Below are 21151 nucleotides of genomic sequence, written 5' to 3'. Positions count from 1 at the left end.
GCGCCTATACGGGCGGCGTGAAGTCGCGGCGCGCCTGCGCCGCCTTGTCGCGCAGGGCGCAGCCCTCGGCGTGGTCGTTGATCAGCCCCATCGCCTGCATGAAGGCGAACACCGTGGTCGGCCCGAGGAATTTCCAACCGCGTTTCTTCAAAGCCTTCGACAGCGCGACGGAGGCGTCCGAGGTCGTCACGCTCTGGGGTTCGGGCAGCGTGTCGGCGGGCGGCTCGAACCGCCAGACGAACGCGGCGAGCGATCCTTCAGTCTCCACCAGCTCGCACATGCGCTGCGCGTTGTTGATCGTCGCATCGATCTTCTGCCGGTTGCGCACGATCCCGGTATCGGCCATCAGCCGCGCGCGATCCGCCGCATCAAATCGCGCGACCTTGCGATGATCGAACCCGGCGAAGGCCGCGCGGAAATTGTCGCGCTTGTTCAGGATCGTGCGCCAGCTCAGGCCCGACTGAAAGCTTTCGAGGCAGAGTTTCTCGAACAGCCGGGTGTCGTCCCCGACCGGAAAGCCCCATTCGGCGTCGTGATAGGGCAGGAATTCCGGCACGGTCCCGCACCAGGCGCAGCGCGCCTTGCCGTCCGGGCCGATGATCGTTCTGTCCATCCGTCACCCCTTTGGGACTCAGGCGCGCTTGCCCTTGATCTGCGCGATCTCCAGCAGGTCGAGCACCCGCGCCTCGATCTGCTCCGCGCCGAGACCCGCGACCGCGTACATGTCCGCCGGGCTCGCCTGGTCGATGAAGATGTCGGGCAGCATCATCGAGCGATACTTGAGCCCGGTGTCGAACACGCCCTCCTCGGCCAGAAGCTGCGCCACGTGGCTTCCGAACCCGCCGACGGCGCCTTCCTCGATGGTCAGCAGCACCTCGTGCCGTGCGGCGAGCGACAGGATCAATTCGCGGTCTAGCGGCTTGGCAAAGCGCGCGTCGGCGATCGTGGGCGTGATGCCGCGCGCGGCCAGCGCTTCGGCTGCGCGGCGCGCTTCGCCCAGGCGCGCGCCGTAACTCAGGATCGCAACCCGTTGACCTTCCTCGATGATCCGGCCCTTGCCGATTTCGAGTGTCTGGCCGCGCTCGGGCAAGTCCACGCCTTCGCCCTCGCCACGCGGATAGCGGAACGCGATGGGGCCTTCGTCATGCGCCGCCGCCGTCGCGATCATGTGGACAAGCTCGGCCTCGTCCGCGGCGGCCATGACCACGAACCCCGGCAGGTTGGCGAGAAAGGCAATATCGAAACTGCCCGCATGGGTGGCCCCGTCCGCCCCCACCAACCCCGCGCGGTCAATCGCGAACCGCACCGGCAGGCGCTGGATCGCCACGTCATGCACGACCTGGTCGTAACCGCGTTGCAGGAAGGTCGAGTAGAGCGCGCAGAACGGCCGCAGCCCCCCGGCCGCCATCCCGGCCGAGAACGTAACTGCGTGCTGTTCGGCAATTCCAACGTCGAAACAACGACTTGGATAGCGTTCCTGAAACTGGTTCAGCCCGGTGCCGCCCGACATGGCGGCGGTCACCGCGACGATGCGTTCGTCCCGCGCCGCATGTTCGACCAACGCGCGCCCGAAGACGGAGGTATAGCTCGGCGCGTTGCCGGGGGCCTTCTTCTGTTTGCCGGTGGCGGGGTCGAACTTGGCCGTCGCGTGCCCACCGTCGCTCGCGGCCTCGGCGGGGGGATAGCCCTTGCCCTTCTTGGTGAGCACATGCAGCAGGATCGGACCCGTCGCGCGCTGCCGCACCGTTCGCAGCACCGGCAAGAGTTGCTCGATGTCATGCCCGTCGATGGGGCCGACATAGGAAAATCCCAACTCCTCGAACAGCGTGCCGCCCACCGCGAGCCCCTTGAGCATGTCCTTGGCGCGGCGCGCGCCCTCCTGGAACGGCTCTGGCAAGAGCGACACCGCCCCCTTGGCCGCGGCCTTGAATTCCTGGAACGGCTCTCCGGCGTAAAGCCTTGAAAGGTAGGACGAAAGCGCGCCGACCGGCGGAGCGATGGACATCTCGTTGTCGTTCAGGATGACGATCAGCCGCTTGTTCAGCGCGCCGGCGTTGTTCATCGCCTCGAAGGCCATGCCGGCGCTCATCGCGCCATCGCCGATCACCGCGATCGCGTCGCCATGCCCCGTGTCGCAGGCGCCGCCGAGGTCGCGCGCCACGGCGAAGCCCAACGCCGCGCTGATCGAGGTGGAGCTGTGCGCCGCGCCGAACGGGTCGAAAGGCGACTCGCTGCGCTTGGTGAATCCGCTCAGCCCGCCCTTCTGACGCAGGGTGCGGATGCGGTCGCGCCGCCCGGTCAGGATCTTGTGCGGGTAGGACTGGTGGCTCACGTCCCAGATGATCTTGTCGCGGGGCGCATCGAATACGGCGTGCAGCGCGACGGTCAGTTCCACCACGCCAAGACCCGCGCCAAGATGCCCGCCCGTCTCGCTCACGGCGCTGATCGTCTCGGCGCGCAATTCGTGGGCAAGCTGCGCAAGCTCGTCGTCGCTCAGCCGCTTGAGATCCGCGGGACTCTCGACACGGTCGAGCAGCGGGGTATCGGGACGGTTGGACATCGGTGCGGCTGCCCTCCTCGGGGCGAATGTCAGGTCTTACGCGAGATAACGAACCCGGCCAGTTGCCGCAAGGTTTCGGCATCGCTTCCGTAAACAGATAGCGCGTCGCGGGCCTCGTCAACCAGCGCCGCCGCCCGTTGCCGGGCCGCATCTAGGCCCAGGAGCGACACGAAGGTCGCCTTGTTCGCCGCCGCGTCCTTGCCCACCGCCTTGCCCGCGGCGCCCGTATCGCCGGTCACGTCAATCACGTCATCCTGTATCTGGAACGCAAGGCCAAGCGCCCCGGCGTAGCGCGTGAGCGCACCGGTATCGGCGCCCGCCATTCGCGCGCCGCAGGTCGCCGCCCACGCGAACAGCGCGCCGGTCTTGCCCGCCTGGAGCGCGGTGATCTCGGCCAGATCAAGGGGCCGGGGCGCGGTCTCGGCGGCGATGTCGCGCGCCTGGCCGAGCACCATACCCTGCCCGCCCGCGGCCCGCGCCAGCCCGCGCGCGAGATCGGCGCGCAATTCGCCGTCGCCGACATCGGGATGCGTCACCAGCTCGAAGGCGAGCGCCTGGAGCGCGTCGCCGGTCAGGATCGCCGTCGCCTCGTCCCATTTCACATGCACTGTCGGCTGGCCGCGGCGCAGAGCGTCGTCGTCCATCGCCGGCAGATCGTCATGCACGAGGCTGTAGGCGTGCATCGCCTCGATCCCGGCGGCGGGCCAGAGCGCGCGCGCCTGCGCCACGCCATGCAGCAACGCCCCCTCGAGCACCAGCATCGCGCGGATCCGCTTGCCGCCGCGCGTGGCGTAGCGCATGGCCTGCGCCACGTCGTCCGTTCCGAAGGGGCGCAGCACGTCGTCGAGATGCGCCGCCACCGCCTCGCCCGCGGCCCTGAGCCTGTCCTGCACGGGCGTTACTGCCCCTCCACGGGCGTCGTTCCCAGCGGCTGCCCGTCCCCGTCAAGGGTGATCGCGGCAACCTTCTCCTCGGCTTCCTTCAGCTTGTCCTCGCAGCGTTTCTTGAGCGCGGCGCCGCGTTCATACAGCGTGATCGACGCTTCGAGCGGCACGTCGCCGCGCTCGAGCTTGCCGACCACCTGTTCGAGTTCGGCCATCGCCTCTTCAAAGCTCATCTCCGAAACCGCCTTGTCGGTCATCGCGCGTCTCCCTGCCTCGCAATCGCGCGCACCTTAGACGCGCGCGCGGCAGGGTTCAATTCGGTTGACGCGCCCCGGGCCATCCGCTCAAGTGACGCCATGCCCAATGCGCCCGAAGGCCGATGACCGATCTCGAGACCAGCCTGATCATTGCCCGAAAGCTCGAGGCGGCAGGCGCCCATGATCCCTCTCTCGCCATGCTGGAGCCGCTCGAAATCATCCGTCACGTCCCCGCCAAACGGGTGATTTTTCGCGCGATGTTCAGGGAAACCCGCGCGGTCGTGCGGCTCTCCCTGCGCCCCGATGGCGGCGCGACCGCCGCCGAATGGGACGAGATGCAGCGCCTCTGGCCCCACATGGCCGAGGGGCGCTTCCGGATCGCGCGTCCGCTTCACGCCTGCCCCGGGCATGGCGTGATCATCGTCGAGGACGTGCGCGGCGTCCCGCTGCTCGAACACCTCCGGTCGCTTGCGCCGCCTGCCCGCCCGCCCTGGCTGCACGCCGCCGCCGACTGGCTGCGCGCCAGCACCGCGATGTCCGAATCCTGGCGCCCCGCGGCGCCCGAGGGCTGGCTGCGCCGCGCCGAGAGCGCCGCCGAACAGCAACCCTTCGCGCAGATAGCGGCGCATGAGGCCGGGATTCTCGCGGAAATGCAGCGCCTCGCCGCGCGGATGGATGCAACGCAGTGGCGCGTCGCCATCACGCATGGTGATTTCCACCCCAACAACCTCATCGCCGAGGGCGACCGCCTGACGGGCATCGACACCGGCGGCTCGCACCGCCTGCCGATCTACAAGGACATGGCGCGGTTCCTGATGCACCTGGGACGACGGCGCATCAACTTGGGCGGACCGCGCCGGTTCGGCGTCAGCCGCGCGGGGCTCGACGCCTTCGCCGCCGCCTTCGCGCTCGCGCCCGTCGAGCGCGAGCTGTTCCTGCCCTTCATGCTGGGGTTCGAGGCGCTGATCCGGGTCGAATCCTCCGTCCTGCCGCAATCGCGGATCGTCCGGGCGGAGAAGATGGCGCAGGAATTGCTGGAGGATTTGCGGGCGCTCTGACCACCCGGCGGACATGAAAAGAGCGCCCCCATAACGGGGGCGCTCTTCAGCTTGAATCAGAGGGTTGCAGGGCGCTTCTAATGCGCCGTGGCGCCCGCGCCGCCTTCGCGCTTGAGCGCGGCCTCGGCGGCGGCGGCCTCTTCCGCGGCTTCGTCCCACTCGATCGCCTTGGGCGTTTCAGTGAGCGCGAGGCGCAGCACGTCGCGGACATGGGTGACCGGAACGATCTCGAGCCCCTCCTTCACGTTGTCGGGGATCTCCACGAGGTCCTTTTCGTTCTCCTGCGGGATCAGCACCGTCTTGATGCCGCCCCGGAGCGCGGCGAGCAGTTTCTCCTTCAGCCCGCCGATGGGCAGCGCGTTGCCGCGCAGCGTCACCTCGCCGGTCATGGCGATATCCTTGCGCACCGGGATGCCGGTCAGCACCGACACGATGGAGGTCACCATCGCGAGCCCCGCGCTCGGCCCGTCCTTGGGCGTGGCGCCCTCGGGAACGTGCACGTGAATATCCCAGTTCTCGAGCCGCGGCGGCTTGATCCCGATGGCGGGCGCGACCGAGCGAACGTAGGAATTGGCCGCGTCGATCGATTCCTTCATCACGTCGCCAAGCTTCCCGGTCGTCTTCATCCGGCCCTTGCCCGGCAGGCGCAGCGCCTCGATGTTGAGCAGTTCGCCCCCGACCGAGGTATAAGCCAGTCCGGTCACGACGCCGACCTGGTCCTCTTCCTCGGCGATGCCGTACTTGTGCTTGCGCACGCCCAGGAAGTCGCCCAGGTTCTCGGGCGTCACCGTGATCGAGTCGTCCTGCTTCTTGATGATCCGCGTCACCGCCTTGCGCGCGACCTTGGCGATCTCGCGTTCGAGGTTCCGCACACCCGCCTCGCGCGTGTAGTACCGGATGATGTCGGTCAGCGCGGTATCGGTCAGCTCAAACTCGCGGGCCTTCAGGCCGTGGTTCTTGATCTGCTTTTCAAGCAGGTGCTGCTTGGCGATTTCGCGCTTCTCGTCCTCGGTGTAGCCGGCCAGCGGAATGATCTCCATCCGGTCCATCAGCGGTCCCGGCATGTTGTAGCTGTTCGACGTGGTCAGAAACATCACGTTGCTGAGGTCATATTCGACCTCGAGATAGTGATCCACGAAGGTGGAGTTCTGTTCCGGATCGAGCACCTCGAGCATCGCCGACGCCGGGTCGCCCCGGAAATCCTGCCCCATCTTGTCGATTTCATCGAGCAGGATCAGCGGGTTCGTCGTCTTGGCCTTTTTCAGCGCCTGGATGATCTTGCCGGGCATGGAGCCGATATAGGTCCGACGGTGGCCGCGGATCTCGGATTCGTCGCGCACGCCGCCAAGCGAGATGCGGATAAACTCGCGCCCCGTGGCGCGCGCCACGGATTTGCCAAGGCTCGTCTTGCCCACGCCCGGCGGGCCGACGAGGCACATGATCGGCCCCTTCAGCTTTTTCGAACGTTGCTGCACGGCGAGGTATTCGACGATGCGCTCCTTGACCTTCTCAAGGCCATAGTGGTCGTCGTCGAGGATCTTCTCGGCGCGCGACAGATCCTTCTTCACGCGGGATTTCTTGCCCCACGGGATCGACAGCATCCAGTCGAGATAGTTGCGCACGACCGTGGCTTCCGCACTCATCGGGCTCATGTTCTTGAGCTTCTTGAGCTCGCCTTCGGCCTTCTCGCGCGCCTCCTTGGAAAGCTTGGTCTCGCTGATGCGCTTTTCGAGCTCGGCGACTTCGCCTTCGCCCTCTTCGCCATCGCCCAGCTCCTTCTGAATGGCCTTCATCTGCTCATTCAGGTAGTATTCGCGCTGGGTGCGCTCCATCTGCGATTTCACGCGCGTCTTGATCTTCTTCTCGACCTGCAACACGCTCATCTCGCCCTGCATCAGGCCATAGACCTTCTCGAGTCGCTCGGACACGGCGAGGGTTTCGAGAAGCTCCTGCTTGCGCTCAACGTCGATGCCCAGATGGCCGGCGACGAGGTCGGCCAGCCGCGCGGGATCATCCGAATCGCCAACGGCGGTCAGCGCCTCTTCGGGGATGTTCTTCTTGACCTTGGCGTAGCGTTCGAATTCCTGGCCGACGGTGCGCAGCAGCGCCTCGATGGTGGCGCTGTCGCCGGGCATTTCGGTCAGGTATTCGGCGCGCGCCTCGAAGAACTCGTCATTGTCGAGATACTCGACGATCCGCACCCGCGCCACGCCCTCGACCAGCACCTTGACGGTGCCGTCGGGCAGTTTCAGCAGTTGCAGCACATTGGCCAGCACGCCGGCCTTGTAGATGCCGCTGGCTTCGGGCTCGTCCACGCTGGGGTCGATCTGGCTGGACAGCAGGATCTGCTTGTCATCCGCCATCACCTCCTCGAGGGCGCGCACCGATTTCTCGCGGCCCACGAAAAGCGGCACGATCATGTGCGGGAACACCACGATGTCGCGCAGCGGCAGCACCGGGTAGGAGGAATTGAGGGGCTCTTGCATGCTCTTTCCTTGTGTTTGGCGGGCTCTGGCGGCCCGGCCTTCTTCTTGGCAAGAGGGCCGGCCCCGTAATGGCGGCCACGCCCTCTCCGTCTATCGAGTCTTTAAGTGGGGCAAACCCAGCCCGCTTTCAACCTTGCGGGTTCAGAATGCCCTTGCGGCCGCAACCCGGCAAGTCCTGAACCGACCTTTGCAAAAACGGCAAGCGCCCCGGCTTGACGGGCCGGGGCGCTCTTTCCGTGCTGCACGGGGATCAGACCGTGGTGGTCAACTCGAACGAATCCCAGCCGCTCCAGTCCGTGCCGTCAAAGCCGCGCACCCAGAGCGTCTGGACATCCGCCTCCGCCGCGCCCTGGAACCGGGTGTTGGCGATGTCGCTCGTCTCGTAGCCGGTGGTGGCGTCGACGTAATCGTCGGTGATCCACCAGCTATGCTCGTCCTCGTCGTCCCAAACCTCGATCTTCTGAAGCGTGTCGCCGTCGACGTCGTTGAAGGTGAAGATACTGGAATCGAACAGCTGCCAGATATCCGCACCGATCGTCTGGTCCTCGACCGTGAGGGTCGGCGCGGTGTTCCCGGGCGCCTCGGTGGTCAGCGTGAAATCGTCCCACGCCCCCCAATCCGTGCCGTCATGGGCGCGGATGAACATGGTCTGGGTCGATCCGCTGGCGTCACCCTTGAGCCAGATATCGGACGCGGCCGCAGAGGTGGTGTAGCCGTTCGCGACATCGCTGGTCGCATCGACAAGGCCGATGCCCTCGATCCACCAGTTGTTGTTGGACCCTTCGCCATCGAACAGCCCGTATTGCGTCGCCGGGTCGCCATCCGGGTCAGAGTAGCTGAGCACGTCGCTCAGGCGGATCCAGTGGACCGGCGCGACGGTCTGGTCTTCGATCGTGGCCACCGGCGGCGTGTTGGTCGCCTCGGTGGTCAGCGTGAAATCGTCCCACGCCCCCCAGTCCGTGCCGTCATGGGCGCGGATGAACATGGTCTGGGTCGATCCGCTGGCGTCACCCTTGAGCCAGATATCGGACGCGGCCGCAGAGGTGGTGTAGCCGTTCGCGACATCGCTGGTCGCATCGACAAGGCCGATGCCCTCGATCCACCAGTTGTTGTTGGACCCTTCGCCATCGAACAGCCCGTATTGCGTCGCCGGGTCACCATCCGGGTCAGAGTAGCTGAGCACATCGCTCAGCCGCACCCAGTAGAGCGGTGACAGCGTCTGGTCTTCGATCGTGGCCACCGGCGGCGTGTTGGTCGCGAACGCGGCCTTTATCTCGGCCGCGGTGCGCCCCTGGAAGGTCACGACCGTGCCGTTGCCGTAATCGACCTGCGCGCCGCCGCCGGTGTCGGTTGCGGCGTTATAGATCGCGTTCAACTCGACTTCGGTGAGCCCCATGTCGCTCACGTCCAGCGTATCCGTGAGCCCGAAATCGGTGATCGAGTCGTTGCCGTCGCCCGCGCCAAAGATGAAGGTGTCGGCGCCGCTTCCGCCCGTCAGCGTATCGTTACCGCCGCCGCCGTCGATGATGTCGTCGCCTGAATCGCCGTCGATCAGTTCATCCACGGCGTTGTTGCCAAGCATCAGGTCGTCATGCTGAGTCCCGACGAGATGCTCCATGTTGCTGACCGTGTCGGTGAACGCGAAGCCATTCCAGGTGCCCGAAACCGACCCGGCGTTCATGTTCATCGTTATGCCGCTGTCATAGGGATCGTGCGAATAGCGCAGCCGGTCGAATCCGCCGCCCCCGTCCATGACATTGGCCCCGCCGCCACCGATAAAGCCCTCGTCGGTGCCCGTGCCCGTTATGACGTCATCACCGCCGCCGCCTCGCACTTCCCAGACGGCGCCGTTGATGGTGTCATAATTGCCCGAGCCCTTGTTGATCTGATTGGATCCGAGATTCAGGTCCACGTTGATGGCGGTCAGAAGACCTCCGTAATCGAGCCGCAGGATCTGCGGGCCGCTCACGTTGTAGGTGCTCGAGCCGAGAGCATTCCCCTGGATCTGCATCCACTGGTTGGCGCCAAGCGTGATGTCGTAAACGTCGTCGAAACTGCTGTCCTTGATACTCAGCCCGCCCGTGGTCCATCCCGACAGGAGCGGATTCACGACGTTCGTAAAGGTGGTCTGATGGGAACTGGTATAATAGATCGAGCCGCTATTGCTGACGCCATTGATGGTAATCAGCCCGCCCTGCGCCAGGCTGTCGGCCACATCCCGGGTATCGACGCTGACATAGCCGTTCAACACCTGGCTGAAATCGACGGTGTTCACCCCCCTGCCCGGCAGCACGACGTCGTATTCGGTCTCGCTGGCCCCCGCACTGTCGCCCGAGTTCAGGTAATCGTCGCCATCTCCGCCGACAAGCGTATCATCGCCCAGCCCGCCATAGAGCGAGTCGTCGCCCTGGCCGCCCAGCAGGAGATCATGGCCGTCGCCGCCCGACAGCGAATCATTGCCGCCGCCGCCGTCCAGCGTGTCGTTCCCACTGGCGCCATCCAGCGTATCGTCGCCATCATTGCCGCGGAAATAGTTGTTGGCGCCGTCCCCGATGATGGTGTCGGCAAAGTTGCCGCCGCGTATGTCCTCGATATTGGACAGGTTATGGGTGAAGCCCGTGCCGTTCCATGTACCGGTCGCGGTTCCGGCGGCGAGGTCGACAGTGACCCCGCTATCGACCGGTGAGCGGTCATAGCGCACCAGGTCATTGCCGCCTGCGCCGTCCACCGTGTCCGTCCCGCCGCTGAGGATGAACCGGTCGTTCCCGCTTGAGCCCAGCACGCTGTCATTGCCGTTTCCGGTCCTGAGCTCGCTGATCGAGCCGGTGATCGTGTCGGTGGAGCCGAACCCGTCACTGATCGTCCCGCTGGCCAGGTCGGCCGTCACGCCGCCGGGCGCATCGCGGTAATCCAGACGCACGCCGCGGTCGCCGCCCGCGACGTCGGCGATGATGTGGTCGTTCCCGGCGCCCGGCGCGATGCTGATCCAGCTGTTCGACGGCGAGACGATCTCGAAATCGTCGCCGTAAAGCGTGCCGGAGATGTGGAGCCCGCCGTTATACCAGCCCGCGTACATCGGATTGTCCACCTCGGTGATCATGTCGATACCCAGCGCGACCCCGCTGCCCTCCTCGACCTTCTCGATGCTGCCGGTGTTGGCGACGCCGTCGATGATGACGTCGATGGCGGCTGTCGCGCTCAACCCGAAGCCCGAGTAATCCAGTATCGCGTAACCGTTGCTCAACCCGCCGAAATCAATCGTATCGCTGCCCGCGCTGCCGAGGATGACAGGATTGCCCTCGCCCACCACGATCTGGTCGTTGCCGTCGCCGCCGTCGATCGTGTCGTCGCCGCCCATCCCGTCGACGGTGTCGTCGCCCGCGCCGCCCAGCAGGAGCTCCGAGCCCGCCGTGCCGTTGATGACTTCGGCCTCAAACGAGGAATGCCCGGGGATCGTGGCCAGCGCAATCGACTGGCCGGGGGCGTAGGAACCGGTGGATTGCCCAATACCGGTGATAGACGCGTCGAGCGCGTTGAACTCGGCGACGGTGGTCGGCTCGGTGAGCAGCACGCCGCCGATCTGGAAGATGTAGTCGACGCCGCCGAACTCCACCGCGAGGATATGCGTGATGCCCGCGGACGTCTCGATATAGCCGAACGACGTCTCCGACGTCATCGGGATCGGCGCGCCGTTCATGAGCGCGGCGTCCGGATCGGGAAGAACCTCGACTTCCGGCAAATCCCCGGGGGCGGGGGCGCCCACGACGGTGTAGCTGAAACTCGTCACGCTGTCGTTGAATCGCAGGTTGAGCGTGGCCGACCCGACGGCCGTCACATTATCGCTACCATCGTAAGTTACTGAAAACCCGCTCAGAACATGCGTCGTCATCGTTATACCCTCCCAAGGTCGAACAAAAGTGGTTTAAATCGGCAAAAAAACGCCATCAGGAGTGCGTAACACGTCCTGAAACAGTTCAGCTAGGACTTTCTGCCGCAAAACCCACACTATTGTAGGGTTGACTGGCACTGCCACGCTGGCGGCGCGCTCAGAGCGGCGCGATGTCGCCCTCGGCGCGCGCGGCGTGGAACGCGGCCTCGAACGCGGCAAAGCGGTTTTCGGCGATGGCGGCGCGCATCCCGGCCATCAGGTCCTGATAATAATGCAGGTTGTGCCAGGTCAGCAGCATCCCCGAGATCATTTCCTGCGCGCGGAACACGTGATGCAGGTAGGCGCGGCTGTAGTTGCGGCAGGCCGGGCACGTACAATCGGCGTCCAGCGGGCGCGGATCGTCCGCGTGGCGCGCGTTCTTGATGTTGACCTGCCCCCGCCGCGTCCACGCCTGCCCCGTGCGCCCGGATCGCGACGGCAGCACGCAGTCCATCATGTCCACGCCCCGTTTGACCGCGCCGACGATGTCGTCGGGCTTGCCGACGCCCATCAGGTAGCGCGGCTTGTCCTCGGGCAGTTGCGCGGGCGCGAAATCGAGGGCGCGGAACATCGCCTCCTGCCCCTCGCCCACCGCCAGCCCGCCGATGGCGTAACCGTCGAAACCGATGGCGCGCAGCGCCTCCGCGCTCTCCTCGCGCATGTCCTCTTCGAGCCCGCCCTGCTGGATGCCAAACAGCGCATGCCCCGGCCGGTCCCCGAACGCCTCGCGCGAGCGCGCCGCCCAGCGCATGGAAAGCCGCATCGACTCCTCGATCCGCTTGCGGTCCGCCGGCAACGCCGGGCACTCGTCAAAGCACATCACGATGTCGCTGCCCAGCAGCCGCTGGATCTCCATCGAGCGTTCCGGCGTCAGCATGTGTTTCGAGCCGTCCACGTGGCTGCGGAAACTCACGCCCTCCTCGGTCAGCTTGCGCAGATCGGCCAGGCTCATCACCTGAAATCCGCCGCTGTCGGTCAGGATGGGCCTGTCCCAGTTCATGAAGCGATGGAGCCCGCCAAGGCGGTCAATGCGCTCGGCGGTGGGGCGCAGCATCAGGTGATATGTATTGCCCAGCAGGATGTCGGCCCCCGTGGCCTCCACGCTTTCGGGCAGCATCGCCTTGACCGTGGCGGCAGTGCCCACCGGCATGAAGGCGGGCGTGCGGATTTGCCCGCGCGGGGTATGGATCACACCCGTGCGGGCGCTGCCGTCGGTGCCTTGCAGATCGAATGAAAACCGGGTCATTCCCGCGCTATAGGCTCTCCACGCGCCGCGGGCAATGGGCCGCGCGGTTGACATGGGCGGCGCGACGTCTACTTCCTTGCGATCCTGGTGAGGAGTCCCAATGATCCGGTCGCTGACAGACTTTGCCCGCGCCTGCGCCCTGCTTGTCCTGTGTCTCGCCGCCGGGTTCGCCGCGGCGCAGGAGCGCTGGTTCGAGATCGACACGCTCAACGCGGGGCTCGGCCCGGCGCCGCAAGCGATCGATCGCTCCACGCCTCAAGGCGCGCTGGAAAGCTTCATGCATCATGCCAGCCGTGGGGATTTCAGCCGCGCCGCACATCTGCTGGATCTGGGTGATATTGCGCCCGAACAGCAACCGGCGGCGGGCGCGCGCCTTGTCAAACAGCTTTATACCGTGATCGACCGCAAGGTGGTGATCCCCTGGGGCGATCTCTCCGACCGGCCGGACGGCTGGATCCTCGGCACATCAGACAATCCCGCCGCCGGCCGGACGCGGCGCTCGATCGCGCTTGAGTGGCTCGACATGGGACGGCGGGAGGTGGCGCTGCGCGTCAACCGCCTGAAACCGTCGGACGGCGATCCCGTCTGGGTGATCGCGCGCCAGAGCGTCGCCAACATCCCGGCGCTGTACGAGAGGTTCGGCCCGACCCGGATCGAACGCATGCTGCCGGATTGGGCGCGCGACCGCGCGTTCTGGGGGCTCTATGTCTGGGAAGTGCTGTTCCTGCCGCTGCTGGCGCTGGCGTCGGTTCTGCTCGGGAAACTTACCTACCGCTTCGTCGGCTCATTCCAGCGTCAGCGCGACACCCGCCTGACCCGCGCAATCGTGCGCGCGTTGCGCTGGCCTGCGACGATCGCCGTCACCGCCGCCTTCGTCGGGTTCTGCACGAGCAGGGTGCTGGTCGTCTCGGGCCTGCTCGACAGCTTCATCAGCCCTGCCGTGGTGATCGGGGTCGTCACCGCCGGGGCAATGGCGGCGGTGCTCATCATCGACGAGGTGCTCGATCATCTGCTGCCGAACACGCCCGGCGATCTCGCCGATCCGGGCAATTCGCATCTGCGGGACATGGCGACGACGATCGCGGCCGTACGCAAGTTCGTGATCGTGATCGCGGTGATGATCGGTGTGGGGCTGGTGCTGTCCTCGGCGAACCTGTTCTCCACACTGGGCCTGTCCCTGCTCGCCTCGGCGGGGGCGCTGACCATCATCATGGGGTTTGCCGCGCGCGAGGTCCTGAGCAACATCATGGCGTCGGTCCAGATCGCGATAAACCGCTCCGCCCGGATCGGGGATCAGCTCATCTTCGAGGGACATTTCTGCACCGTCGAGCGGATCCATTTCACCTACGTGCAGCTCGCCATCTGGAACGGCAACCGGCTTATCGTCCCGGTCAGCTACTTCGTCTCGGACGCGTTTGAAAACTGGTCGATCGAGGATGTCGAGATGCTGCGCCTGATCGAGCTCAGGCTGGCCCACACGGCCAACGTCGCCGCGCTGCGCGACGTCTTTTTCGACGCGATCCGCGAGGAAGACGGCGACGACACCGGCCCGGTGGAAGAGGCCACCGTGATGGTGACCGGGCAGGACGCGGTCGCGATGACGGTGCTGTTCGCACTGCCGACGCCCAACCCCTCCACCGCCTGGAGCATGGAATGCGCCATGCGCGAACGCCTGATACAGGCCGCCGCCCGGATGGAAGCCGCCGACGGCGTCCCGATGCTGCCGCATCCGCCCCTGCACGAGACGCAAGAGGCCTGACGGGGCGTCCAATTTCATTGCATTTGCGCGCTCCGCTCGTCAAAAAGACATGCAACATCCGGTCATGCGCGCTTTTTCGGCGCGGCGCCTTTCCTCGCAGGAGACTCTCACCGTGGAAATCGACACGATCCTCACCGCCATTCTGGACCAGAACCTGATCTACCTGCTGCTCGCGCTCCTCCTGATCGTCTTCGCGCTGAAGGCGGTCAAGATCGTTCCGCAATCCGAACAGCACGTGGTCGAACGCTTCGGCCGGCTCCATTCGGTGCTGGGGCCGGGCATCAATCTGATCGTGCCCTTCCTCGACAAGATCGCGCACCGCATCTCGATCCTCGAACGCCAGTTGCCCACCGCCAGCCAGGACGCGATCACCAAGGACAACGTTCTGGTGCAGGTCGACACCTCGGTTTTCTACCGCATCGTTCAGCCGGAAAAGACCGTCTACCGCATCCGCGACGTCGACGGGGCCATCGCCACGACCGTCGCCGGCATCGTGCGCGCCGAGATCGGCAAGATGGATCTCGACGAGGTGCAGGCGAACCGCTCGCAGCTCATCGCCACGATCAAGGCCAGCGTCGAGGACGCGGTCGACAACTGGGGGATCGAAGTGACGCGCGCCGAGCTTCTCGACGTCAATCTCGATCAGGCGACGCGCGACGCCATGCTGCAACAACTGAACGCCGAACGCGCCCGGCGCGCCCACGTGACCGAGGCGGAGGGGCGCAAGCGCGCGGTCGAGCTCAACGCCGACGCCGAGCTTTACGCCGCCGAACAAAGCGCCAAGGCGCGGCGCATCTCCTCGGACGCCGAGGCCTACGCCACGTCGGTGGTGGCCAAGGCGATCGCCGATAACGGGCTGGAGGCGGCGCAATACCAGGTCGCGCTGAAACAGGTCGAGGCGCTGAACGCGCTGGGCGCGGGGCCGGGATCATCCACCATCGTGGTGCCCGCCAACGCGCTCGAGGCGTTCGGCGACGCCTTCCGCATGCTCAAGGGACGCTCGTGATGGGCGGCGCCGCGTTCTGGTCGCTCTGGTGGGTGTGGATGGCCGCCGCGCTGCTGCTGGGCATCGTCGAGGTGCTGCTGCCGGGCTACGTGTTCCTCGGCTTCGGCATGGGCGCGGCGCTGGTGGGCCTGCTGCTGCTGGTGACCGGCGCGGGCTGGGGGCTGCCTGTGCTGCTCTTGATCTTCGCGGCGCTGTCGCTGATCGCCTGGGCCGCGCTGCGACGCGTCTTCGGGCTGCGCGACGGGCAGATGCGCATCATCAAGGACGACGTCAACAAGTGACGCCGCTTTCCCGGGCGGTCCCCGGAATGACGGGAAAACCCGGGTTACGCCGCGGGCGAAACCCTTTACCCTCGTGCGAATCAAATACATCCGAAACCCGAAGAGGAACCCTTCATGTCCCCGACCGACCCCGCGCAAACGCTGCATTTCGGCTGGGAGGAATGGGTTTCCCTGCCGCAACTGGGCGTGCCGGCGCTGCGGGCCAAGGTGGATACCGGCGCGCGCACCTCCGCGCTGCACGCCTTCGACATCGAGACCTTCGGCCCCGCGTCAAAGCCCAAGGTGCGCTTTACCTTGCATCCCATTCCGGGGCGCGACGACCTGGTGATCCCCTGCTCCGCCGCGATCATCGACCGCCGCGACGTGACCTCATCGAACGGCGAGAAGGAATCGCGCTTCGTGATCGAGACCAAGCTCGCCGTCAACGGCGACAGCTGGCCGATCGAGATCACGCTGACCAACCGGGCGACGATGAACAGCCGGATGCTGCTGGGCCGGCAGGCGCTGAAGGACCATATCTCGATCGTGGCCACCGACCGCTTCCTGCAACCGGAACTGAGCTATGACGTCTATCACACCTCCAAGATGCGCAGCCAGGCCCCCGACCGGGCGCTGCGGATCGCCGTGCTCAGCCGCGAGGACAACTACTCGACCCGCCGTCTGGTCGAGGAGGGCGAGAAGCGCGGCCACACGATCGAGGTCATCAACACAACGCGCTGCTACATGGCGATCAACGCGATGGCCCCCGAGGTGCATTACGACGGCAAGCGCCTGCCGCGCTTCGACGCGGTGATCCCGCGCATCGGCGCGTCGGTCACCCCCTACGGCGCGGCGATCCTGCGCCAGTTCGAAACCATCGGCACATATTGCGTGAACGGCAGCGCCGGCCTGATCGCCAGCCGGGACAAGCTGCACGCGCACCAGATCATGGCGCGCGCCAAGATCGGCATGCCCAACACCGCCTTCGCCGCCTCCCCGCGCGACACCGGCAACATCATCGGCCTAGTCGGGACCGCGCCGCTGATCGTGAAGCTGCTGGAATCGACCCAGGGCAAGGGCGTGGTGCTGGCCGAGACCAAGAAGGCGGCGGAATCGGTGATCGACGCCTTCCGCGGGCTCAAGGCCAACTTCCTCGTGCAGGATTTCGTCAAGGAAGCGGCGGGTGAGGATATCCGCTGCCTCGTGATCGGCGGCAAGGTGGTGGCCTCGATGAAGCGCACCGGGGCCGAGGGCGACTTTCGCTCGAACCTGCACCGGGGCGGCAGCGCGAAATCCGCGCGCATCACCAAGCAGGAGCGCGACACCGCCGTGCGCGCCGCACGCGCCTTCGATCTCAACATGGCCGGGGTGGACCTGCTGCGCTCGGAATCCGGGCCCAAGGTGCTCGAGGTGAACTCATCGCCCGGTTTCGAGGGGATCGAGACATCGACCGGCAAGAACATCGTCGGCAAGCTCTACGAACTGATCGAGAGCCGCGTGCGCCCGGCCCCGATCCGCCGACGCAAGGGCGGCTGAGCATCGCCCAAACCCTGCGCGCGATTGTCACGTCGCGCGCTCTGGACGCTGAGCGCGTCATTCCCTATATATTCGCTCAGGAACAGCGCCAAGGACACTCCATGACCGAGAATCCGCAACCCTTCGAAGGTATCCCGCTGATTGCCCCGTCAAGCACCGATCACCCCCTCTACGAGCCGATCGTCGAGGCGTGCCGATCAGTGTTCGATCCGGAAATCCCCGTGAACATCTACGATCTCGGGCTGATCTACACCATCGACATCGACGCCGAGAACGCGGTCAGCATCATCATGACCCTCACCGCCCCCGGCTGTCCCGTCGCCGGTGAGATGCCCGGTTGGGTCGCCGACGCGATCGAACCGCTGCCGGGCGTGAAGCAGGTCGATGTCGAACTCGTCTGGGAACCGCCCTGGGGCATGGACATGATGAGCGACGAGGCGCGGCTTGAGCTCGGGTTCATGTAAGGCAAGCGATATGGCTTGCTCCACATCGGAAGCAAGCCAAACAGCCTGCAAATCGAGATCGCAAGCCTTTTCGCTTGCATACCACCATACGCAAGCATTATAACCTGCGCATGCTGTGGACCGTCCTCACCGGTGATATCGTCAACTCGTCCGATCTGCCGAGGCGGACGCTCGATGCAATGATTGAGAGCCTTGCCGATCTCGTCCGCACCACGTCCGGCTGGCCCGACACGACGGGTCGCGACACCCTGGCCGGGTTCGCGCGCCGGGGCGGCGACGGCTGGCAGATCGCCGCGCGCGACCTGAAGAACCCGCTCCGCCTCGCGCTCTGCGCGCAATCCCGCATCCGCGCGCTGCTCGATGAAGGCGCGACGCGGATCGCCATCGCGACGGATGCCGGGACGGCGCCCGACAGTTTTCCCGACGATCTCAACGCCGCGCATGGGCCTGCCTTCACGAAATCCGGCCAACTGCTCGAAACGCTCGACGGGCGCCGGCTGATGGCCCATGCGGACGGCCACGCGCTGGACGCCCTGCTCTGCCTTGCCGATCACGTTTCGCAGGGCTGGACGCAGGCGCAGGCCCGCGCGCTCAGCCACAAGCTTTCGCCCGAACGCCCGCCCAACCGGGTGATCGGCCAACGGCTCAAGATCTCGCGGCAGGCCGTCGACCAGGCGCTCGCGGGCGCGGGATACGCCGCCATCTCCGACGCGCTCGCCACGCTGGAAGACGCGCCATGATCGCCACGCTCACCGCCCTCCTGCTGGCCCATGCGCTCGCAGATTTCGCGCTGCAAACCGACTGGATCAACGCCAACAAGACCCGCCTGCCCGCGCTGCTCCTGCATGGCGCGATCGTCTGGCTTACCGCCCATGCGGCGTTGGGCCTCGTTTACGACCCGTGGCTGAGCGCACTGGCGCTTGCGCATGTGTTGATCGACGCGACCAAGGTGCAGCTCGCCCGCCGGCTGAACGGGTTCCGCGGCATCGGCGCGTTCCTCGCCGACCAGGGGGCGCACCTGCTGACGCTGCTCATCGTCGCCCGCCTCGCCCCGGACCTCTGGCAAGGCGGCGCATGGGCGGGCATGGACGCGCTGCTGCCGCTCTACGCGCTGCTCGCCGGCCTCGTCGTCACGCTCACCGCCGGGCAATACGCGGTCGGCCTGCTGATGCGCCCGCACAGCCGGCGCGTCCGCAATGACGGGCTGCGCGACGGCGGGCGGCTGATCGGGCTGCTGGAACGCGGGCTGATCTACCTGCTGATCCTTGCCGGCCAGCCGCTCGGAGTCGGCTTCCTGATCGCGGCGAAATCCATCCTGCGCTTCGGCACCGCCACCCGCGACCAGCGCAGCGCCGAATACGTCATCATCGGCACGCTCGCCTCATTCGGTTGGGCGATCGCGGTGGCCCTGGGCGTGCAAGCCCTGCTCACCGCGCTGCCCCCGCTTGAGATCGGGGCGCGCGGCCCCTAGGTTACAGGTCAGAGAAACGAGGTGGAAGAATGTTCGGAATTCCCGGCAAGCAGGCCGTCACCATGACCGACAGGGCCGCTGGCCAGATCGCCAAGCTCATGGCGCGCGAGGGCCACCAGGGCCTGCGCATCGGCGTCAAGAAAGGCGGCTGCGCGGGCATGGAATACACGATGGACTACGTGACCGAGATCGACCCCCATGACGAGGTGGTCGAACAGGATGGCGCGCGGGTGATGATCGCCCCGATGGCGCAGATGTTCCTCTTCGGCACCGAAATCGACTACGAGACGAGCCTGCTGGAATCGGCGTTCAAGTTCAACAACCCCAACGTCTCCGAGGCCTGCGGCTGCGGCGAATCGATCAAGTTCGAGACGCCCTCCGACCCGGAGCGTTGAGCGTCCCGCGCGCCGACGCCGTCCTTGACGACGCGGACGCGGCCTGCGATTGGACGCACAAGACGTTGGACACGCAACGATAATGAGGGGGACGGCCATGCGGCGCAGACTGGCGGCGGGCAACTGGAAGATGCACGGCGCGCGCGCCGACCTTGCGGAGATCGACGCGCTGATGGCCGCACACCCTCATCCGACGGTCGACCTGCTGATCTGCCCGCCCGCCACGCTCCTGCACGCGGCCGTCGAGCGGGCGGCGCAGCACCCGCTGCAAATCGGCGCACAGGATTGCCACGCCGCCCCGTCCGGCGCGCATACCGGCGACATCTCTGCGCCAATGCTGGCGGATGCGGGCGCAAGCGCGGTGATCCTCGGCCATTCCGAACGCCGCGCCGATCACGCAGAGACCAGCGAAGCTGTCTGCGCCAAGGCCAGCGCCGCCCAGGCCGCCGGCCTCACGGCGATCATCTGTCTCGGCGAAAATCTGGAAGAGCGCGAGGCGCAGGCCACGCTTGACGTCATCGCCGAACAACTCTCCGCTTCGGTTCCCGACACGGGCAACGCGAACAACACCGTCATCGCATACGAACCCTGCTGGGCCATCGGCACGGGCCTCACGGCGCGCCCCGAACAGATCGGCGAAGTGCACGATTTCATCCGCGCGCAGCTTGCGGCGCGCTTTGGCGCCGGAATCGCTGAGGGCATCCGCCTGCTCTACGGCGGCTCGGTCAAGCCCGCCAACGCCGCCGGGATCTTCGCCGTTCCCAACGTCGACGGCGCGCTTGTCGGCGGCGCGAGCCTGCGCGCGGCGGATTTCTCACCAATCATCACCGCCCTGTCGGACGCGCCCTGATCCTTCGATCTACCGGGACCCCCCTCAAAGCGGCAGATCGGTCGTCGACTTGATCTCCTCCATCGACAGAAGCGCCGTCACGTTATAGACCCGCACCTCTGAAATCAGCGCCTGGTAGAAGCTGTCATAGGCGCGCGCGCCCGCGACGCGGACCTTGAGAATGTAGTCGATATCGCCCGCCAGGCGATGCGCCTCCTGCACCTCCGGGCGGTCCTTCAGCGCCTTGAGAAACGCCTGCTGCCAGTCCGCGTCGTGCTCGGATGTGCGGATCAGCACGAAGAAACACGCCTCGAATCCCAGCGCCTCCGCATCCAGAAGATAGGTCTGCCGGCGGATCACCCCGGCCTCGCGCAGCTTGCGAATCCGGTTCCATACGGGCGTCTTGGAACTGCCCACCGCGCGCGCGATCTCGTCGAGCGACTGCCCCCCGTCGCGCTGCAGTTGGCGCAGGATTTTTCGGTCGAGATCGTCAATGCGGACGGACATTCCTGTTTCTCCTGTCATTTGGAACAGCGCCCATACCTCGGCCCGGGGTTGGAACATGCGTCCTTATTTGCTCGCGTGCATGGCGCTGGTTTGGAATTATTTCCTATAGTGAGGCAAGTCAACCGGGATCGAACCGCGCCCTCGAAGGGCAGATTTCACCCCGCCATACATTGCAGGAGATCACCCGATGCCCCGCGAATTCACCCCCAAGGTCGTCACCGCCAACGCGCTGCTCGAAGGCGACGTCGTCTACCTGACCGAGGACGACCGCTGGACGCGCGACCTGCGCGACGCCGAACTCCTGACCGACGAGGCCGACGCCACCCTGCGCCTGCTCGGCGCCGAAGCGCAGCAGCACGTCGTGGTCGGCGCCTATCTCGCCGACATGACAGCGGGCGCGCAAGGCCCCGAACCCACGCATTTCCGCGAAGACTTCCGCCGCACCGGCCCCTCCAACTATTCCCACGGCAAGCAGTCGGCGCGCTGAGAGGTCCTTGCGGACTAT

Annotated in this window: 19 protein-coding genes; 11 read left to right on the top strand and 8 right to left on the bottom strand. The window is 66.2% G+C overall.

Annotation, left to right across the window (positions count from 1 at the left end; all coding sequences use genetic code 11):
• Positions 1–4: 4 nt before the first annotated feature.
• Genes D6850_RS10410 through D6850_RS10395 form a run of 4 tightly spaced genes read right to left on the bottom strand, consistent with a single transcriptional unit; the run spans position 5 to position 3701 of the window.
• Positions 5–613 (bottom strand): DNA-3-methyladenine glycosylase I, encoded by a 609-nt coding sequence (locus D6850_RS10410; RefSeq protein ID WP_121166503.1) that lies wholly within the window; start codon positions 611–613, stop codon positions 5–7.
• An 18-nt stretch (positions 614–631) separates the two neighbouring features.
• Positions 632–2560: a 1-deoxy-D-xylulose-5-phosphate synthase gene (gene dxs / locus D6850_RS10405; protein ID WP_121166501.1), complete on the bottom strand. Its 1929-nt coding sequence runs from the start codon at positions 2558–2560 to the stop codon at positions 632–634.
• 29 nt (positions 2561–2589) lie between these two features.
• On the bottom strand, positions 2590–3453 hold the full coding sequence (locus D6850_RS10400) for a polyprenyl synthetase family protein (RefSeq protein ID WP_121166499.1): 864 nt from the start codon (positions 3451–3453) through the stop codon (positions 2590–2592).
• 5 nt (positions 3454–3458) lie between these two features.
• The gene (locus D6850_RS10395; protein WP_121166497.1) at positions 3459–3701 is read right to left on the bottom strand and encodes an exodeoxyribonuclease VII small subunit; all 243 of its coding nucleotides are present in this window, start codon (positions 3699–3701) and stop codon (positions 3459–3461) included.
• Positions 3702–3823: 122 nt separating this feature from the next.
• Here D6850_RS10395 and D6850_RS10390 point away from each other — a divergent pair, with 122 nt between their 5' ends.
• Entirely contained in the window at positions 3824–4759 is a 936-nt protein-coding gene (locus tag D6850_RS10390; protein WP_121166495.1) for a phosphotransferase family protein, read from the top strand.
• 77 nt (positions 4760–4836) lie between these two features.
• Here D6850_RS10390 and lon read toward each other — a convergent pair whose 3' ends face one another.
• From lon to tgt, 3 genes are all read right to left on the bottom strand, one after another.
• Complete coding sequence (lon, locus tag D6850_RS10385) at positions 4837–7245, bottom strand: endopeptidase La (RefSeq protein WP_121166493.1); 2409 nt, start codon at positions 7243–7245, stop codon at positions 4837–4839.
• A 250-nt stretch (positions 7246–7495) separates the two neighbouring features.
• A complete protein-coding gene (locus D6850_RS19840; RefSeq protein WP_121166491.1) occupies positions 7496–11134 on the bottom strand; it encodes a calcium-binding protein in 3639 nt (1212 codons plus the stop codon).
• A 157-nt stretch (positions 11135–11291) separates the two neighbouring features.
• A complete protein-coding gene (gene tgt, locus D6850_RS10375) occupies positions 11292–12419 on the bottom strand; it encodes a tRNA guanosine(34) transglycosylase Tgt (protein ID WP_121166489.1) in 1128 nt (375 codons plus the stop codon).
• A gap of 100 nt (positions 12420–12519) precedes the next feature.
• Between tgt and D6850_RS10370 the strand changes: the two genes are divergently transcribed.
• From D6850_RS10370 to tpiA, 9 genes are all read left to right on the top strand, one after another.
• Entirely contained in the window at positions 12520–14178 is a 1659-nt protein-coding gene (locus D6850_RS10370; RefSeq protein ID WP_121166487.1) for a mechanosensitive ion channel family protein, read from the top strand.
• A 49-nt stretch (positions 14179–14227) separates the two neighbouring features.
• Complete coding sequence (locus D6850_RS10365; RefSeq protein ID WP_425452377.1) at positions 14228–15184, top strand: SPFH domain-containing protein; 957 nt, start codon at positions 14228–14230, stop codon at positions 15182–15184.
• Positions 15184–15465, top strand: a complete 282-nt coding sequence (locus D6850_RS10360; protein ID WP_121166485.1) for an NfeD family protein — start codon at positions 15184–15186, stop codon at positions 15463–15465. The genes D6850_RS10365 and D6850_RS10360 overlap by 1 nt, the downstream gene beginning before the upstream one ends.
• A 114-nt stretch (positions 15466–15579) precedes the next feature.
• Positions 15580–16980, top strand: coding sequence for a 30S ribosomal protein S6--L-glutamate ligase (rimK, locus tag D6850_RS10355; protein WP_121166483.1), 1401 nt, complete (start codon positions 15580–15582; stop codon positions 16978–16980).
• Positions 16981–17081: 101 nt separating this feature from the next.
• On the top strand, positions 17082–17444 hold the full coding sequence (locus D6850_RS10350) for an SUF system Fe-S cluster assembly protein (protein WP_121166481.1): 363 nt from the start codon (positions 17082–17084) through the stop codon (positions 17442–17444).
• 110 nt (positions 17445–17554) lie between these two features.
• Positions 17555–18184: a hypothetical protein gene (locus D6850_RS10345; RefSeq protein ID WP_147438890.1), complete on the top strand. Its 630-nt coding sequence runs from the start codon at positions 17555–17557 to the stop codon at positions 18182–18184.
• Positions 18181–18915 (top strand): DUF3307 domain-containing protein, encoded by a 735-nt coding sequence (locus tag D6850_RS10340; RefSeq protein ID WP_121166477.1) that lies wholly within the window; start codon positions 18181–18183, stop codon positions 18913–18915. Before D6850_RS10345 ends, D6850_RS10340 begins: the two co-directional genes overlap by 4 nt.
• Positions 18916–18944: 29 nt before the next feature.
• Positions 18945–19310 (top strand): HesB/IscA family protein, encoded by a 366-nt coding sequence (locus tag D6850_RS10335; RefSeq protein WP_121166475.1) that lies wholly within the window; start codon positions 18945–18947, stop codon positions 19308–19310.
• 97 nt (positions 19311–19407) lie between these two features.
• Positions 19408–20160 (top strand): triose-phosphate isomerase, encoded by a 753-nt coding sequence (tpiA, locus tag D6850_RS10330; protein ID WP_121166473.1) that lies wholly within the window; start codon positions 19408–19410, stop codon positions 20158–20160.
• 24 nt (positions 20161–20184) lie between these two features.
• Here tpiA and D6850_RS10325 read toward each other — a convergent pair whose 3' ends face one another.
• Entirely contained in the window at positions 20185–20646 is a 462-nt protein-coding gene (locus D6850_RS10325; protein ID WP_121166471.1) for an Lrp/AsnC family transcriptional regulator, read from the bottom strand.
• 187 nt (positions 20647–20833) lie between these two features.
• Here D6850_RS10325 and D6850_RS10320 point away from each other — a divergent pair, with 187 nt between their 5' ends.
• Positions 20834–21133 (top strand): DUF2849 domain-containing protein, encoded by a 300-nt coding sequence (locus D6850_RS10320; RefSeq protein WP_121166469.1) that lies wholly within the window; start codon positions 20834–20836, stop codon positions 21131–21133.
• The last annotated feature ends 18 nt before the right edge of the window (positions 21134–21151 follow it).

The organism is Roseovarius spongiae (assembly GCF_003651245.1).
Lineage (GTDB): Bacteria > Pseudomonadota > Alphaproteobacteria > Rhodobacterales > Rhodobacteraceae > Roseovarius > Roseovarius spongiae.
This window is presented reverse-complemented; position numbering and strand designations above follow the sequence as displayed.

Bases quoted from the DNA above. Each gene is read 5' to 3' on its own strand.
- rimK (WP_121166483.1), top strand. From the start codon at position 15,580: ATGTCCCCGACCGACCCCGCGCAAACGCTGCATTTCGGCTGGGAGGAA.
- D6850_RS10325 (WP_121166471.1), bottom strand. From the start codon at position 20,646: ATGTCCGTCCGCATTGACGATCTCGACCGAAAAATCCTGCGCCAACTG.
- D6850_RS10410 (WP_121166503.1), bottom strand. From the start codon at position 613: ATGGACAGAACGATCATCGGCCCGGACGGCAAGGCGCGCTGCGCCTGG.
- D6850_RS10320 (WP_121166469.1), top strand. From the start codon at position 20,834: ATGCCCCGCGAATTCACCCCCAAGGTCGTCACCGCCAACGCGCTGCTC.
- D6850_RS10360 (WP_121166485.1), top strand. From the start codon at position 15,184: ATGGGCGGCGCCGCGTTCTGGTCGCTCTGGTGGGTGTGGATGGCCGCC.
- tgt (WP_121166489.1), bottom strand. From the start codon at position 12,419: ATGACCCGGTTTTCATTCGATCTGCAAGGCACCGACGGCAGCGCCCGC.
- D6850_RS19840 (WP_121166491.1), bottom strand. From the start codon at position 11,134: ATGACGACGCATGTTCTGAGCGGGTTTTCAGTAACTTACGATGGTAGC.
- D6850_RS10350 (WP_121166481.1), top strand. From the start codon at position 17,082: ATGACCGAGAATCCGCAACCCTTCGAAGGTATCCCGCTGATTGCCCCG.
- D6850_RS10390 (WP_121166495.1), top strand. From the start codon at position 3,824: ATGACCGATCTCGAGACCAGCCTGATCATTGCCCGAAAGCTCGAGGCG.
- D6850_RS10345 (WP_147438890.1), top strand. From the start codon at position 17,555: ATGCTGTGGACCGTCCTCACCGGTGATATCGTCAACTCGTCCGATCTG.
- D6850_RS10370 (WP_121166487.1), top strand. From the start codon at position 12,520: ATGATCCGGTCGCTGACAGACTTTGCCCGCGCCTGCGCCCTGCTTGTC.
- D6850_RS10340 (WP_121166477.1), top strand. From the start codon at position 18,181: ATGATCGCCACGCTCACCGCCCTCCTGCTGGCCCATGCGCTCGCAGAT.
- tpiA (WP_121166473.1), top strand. From the start codon at position 19,408: ATGCGGCGCAGACTGGCGGCGGGCAACTGGAAGATGCACGGCGCGCGC.
- dxs (WP_121166501.1), bottom strand. From the start codon at position 2,560: ATGTCCAACCGTCCCGATACCCCGCTGCTCGACCGTGTCGAGAGTCCC.
- D6850_RS10335 (WP_121166475.1), top strand. From the start codon at position 18,945: ATGTTCGGAATTCCCGGCAAGCAGGCCGTCACCATGACCGACAGGGCC.
- D6850_RS10365 (WP_425452377.1), top strand. From the start codon at position 14,228: ATGCAACATCCGGTCATGCGCGCTTTTTCGGCGCGGCGCCTTTCCTCG.
- lon (WP_121166493.1), bottom strand. From the start codon at position 7,245: ATGCAAGAGCCCCTCAATTCCTCCTACCCGGTGCTGCCGCTGCGCGAC.
- D6850_RS10395 (WP_121166497.1), bottom strand. From the start codon at position 3,701: ATGACCGACAAGGCGGTTTCGGAGATGAGCTTTGAAGAGGCGATGGCC.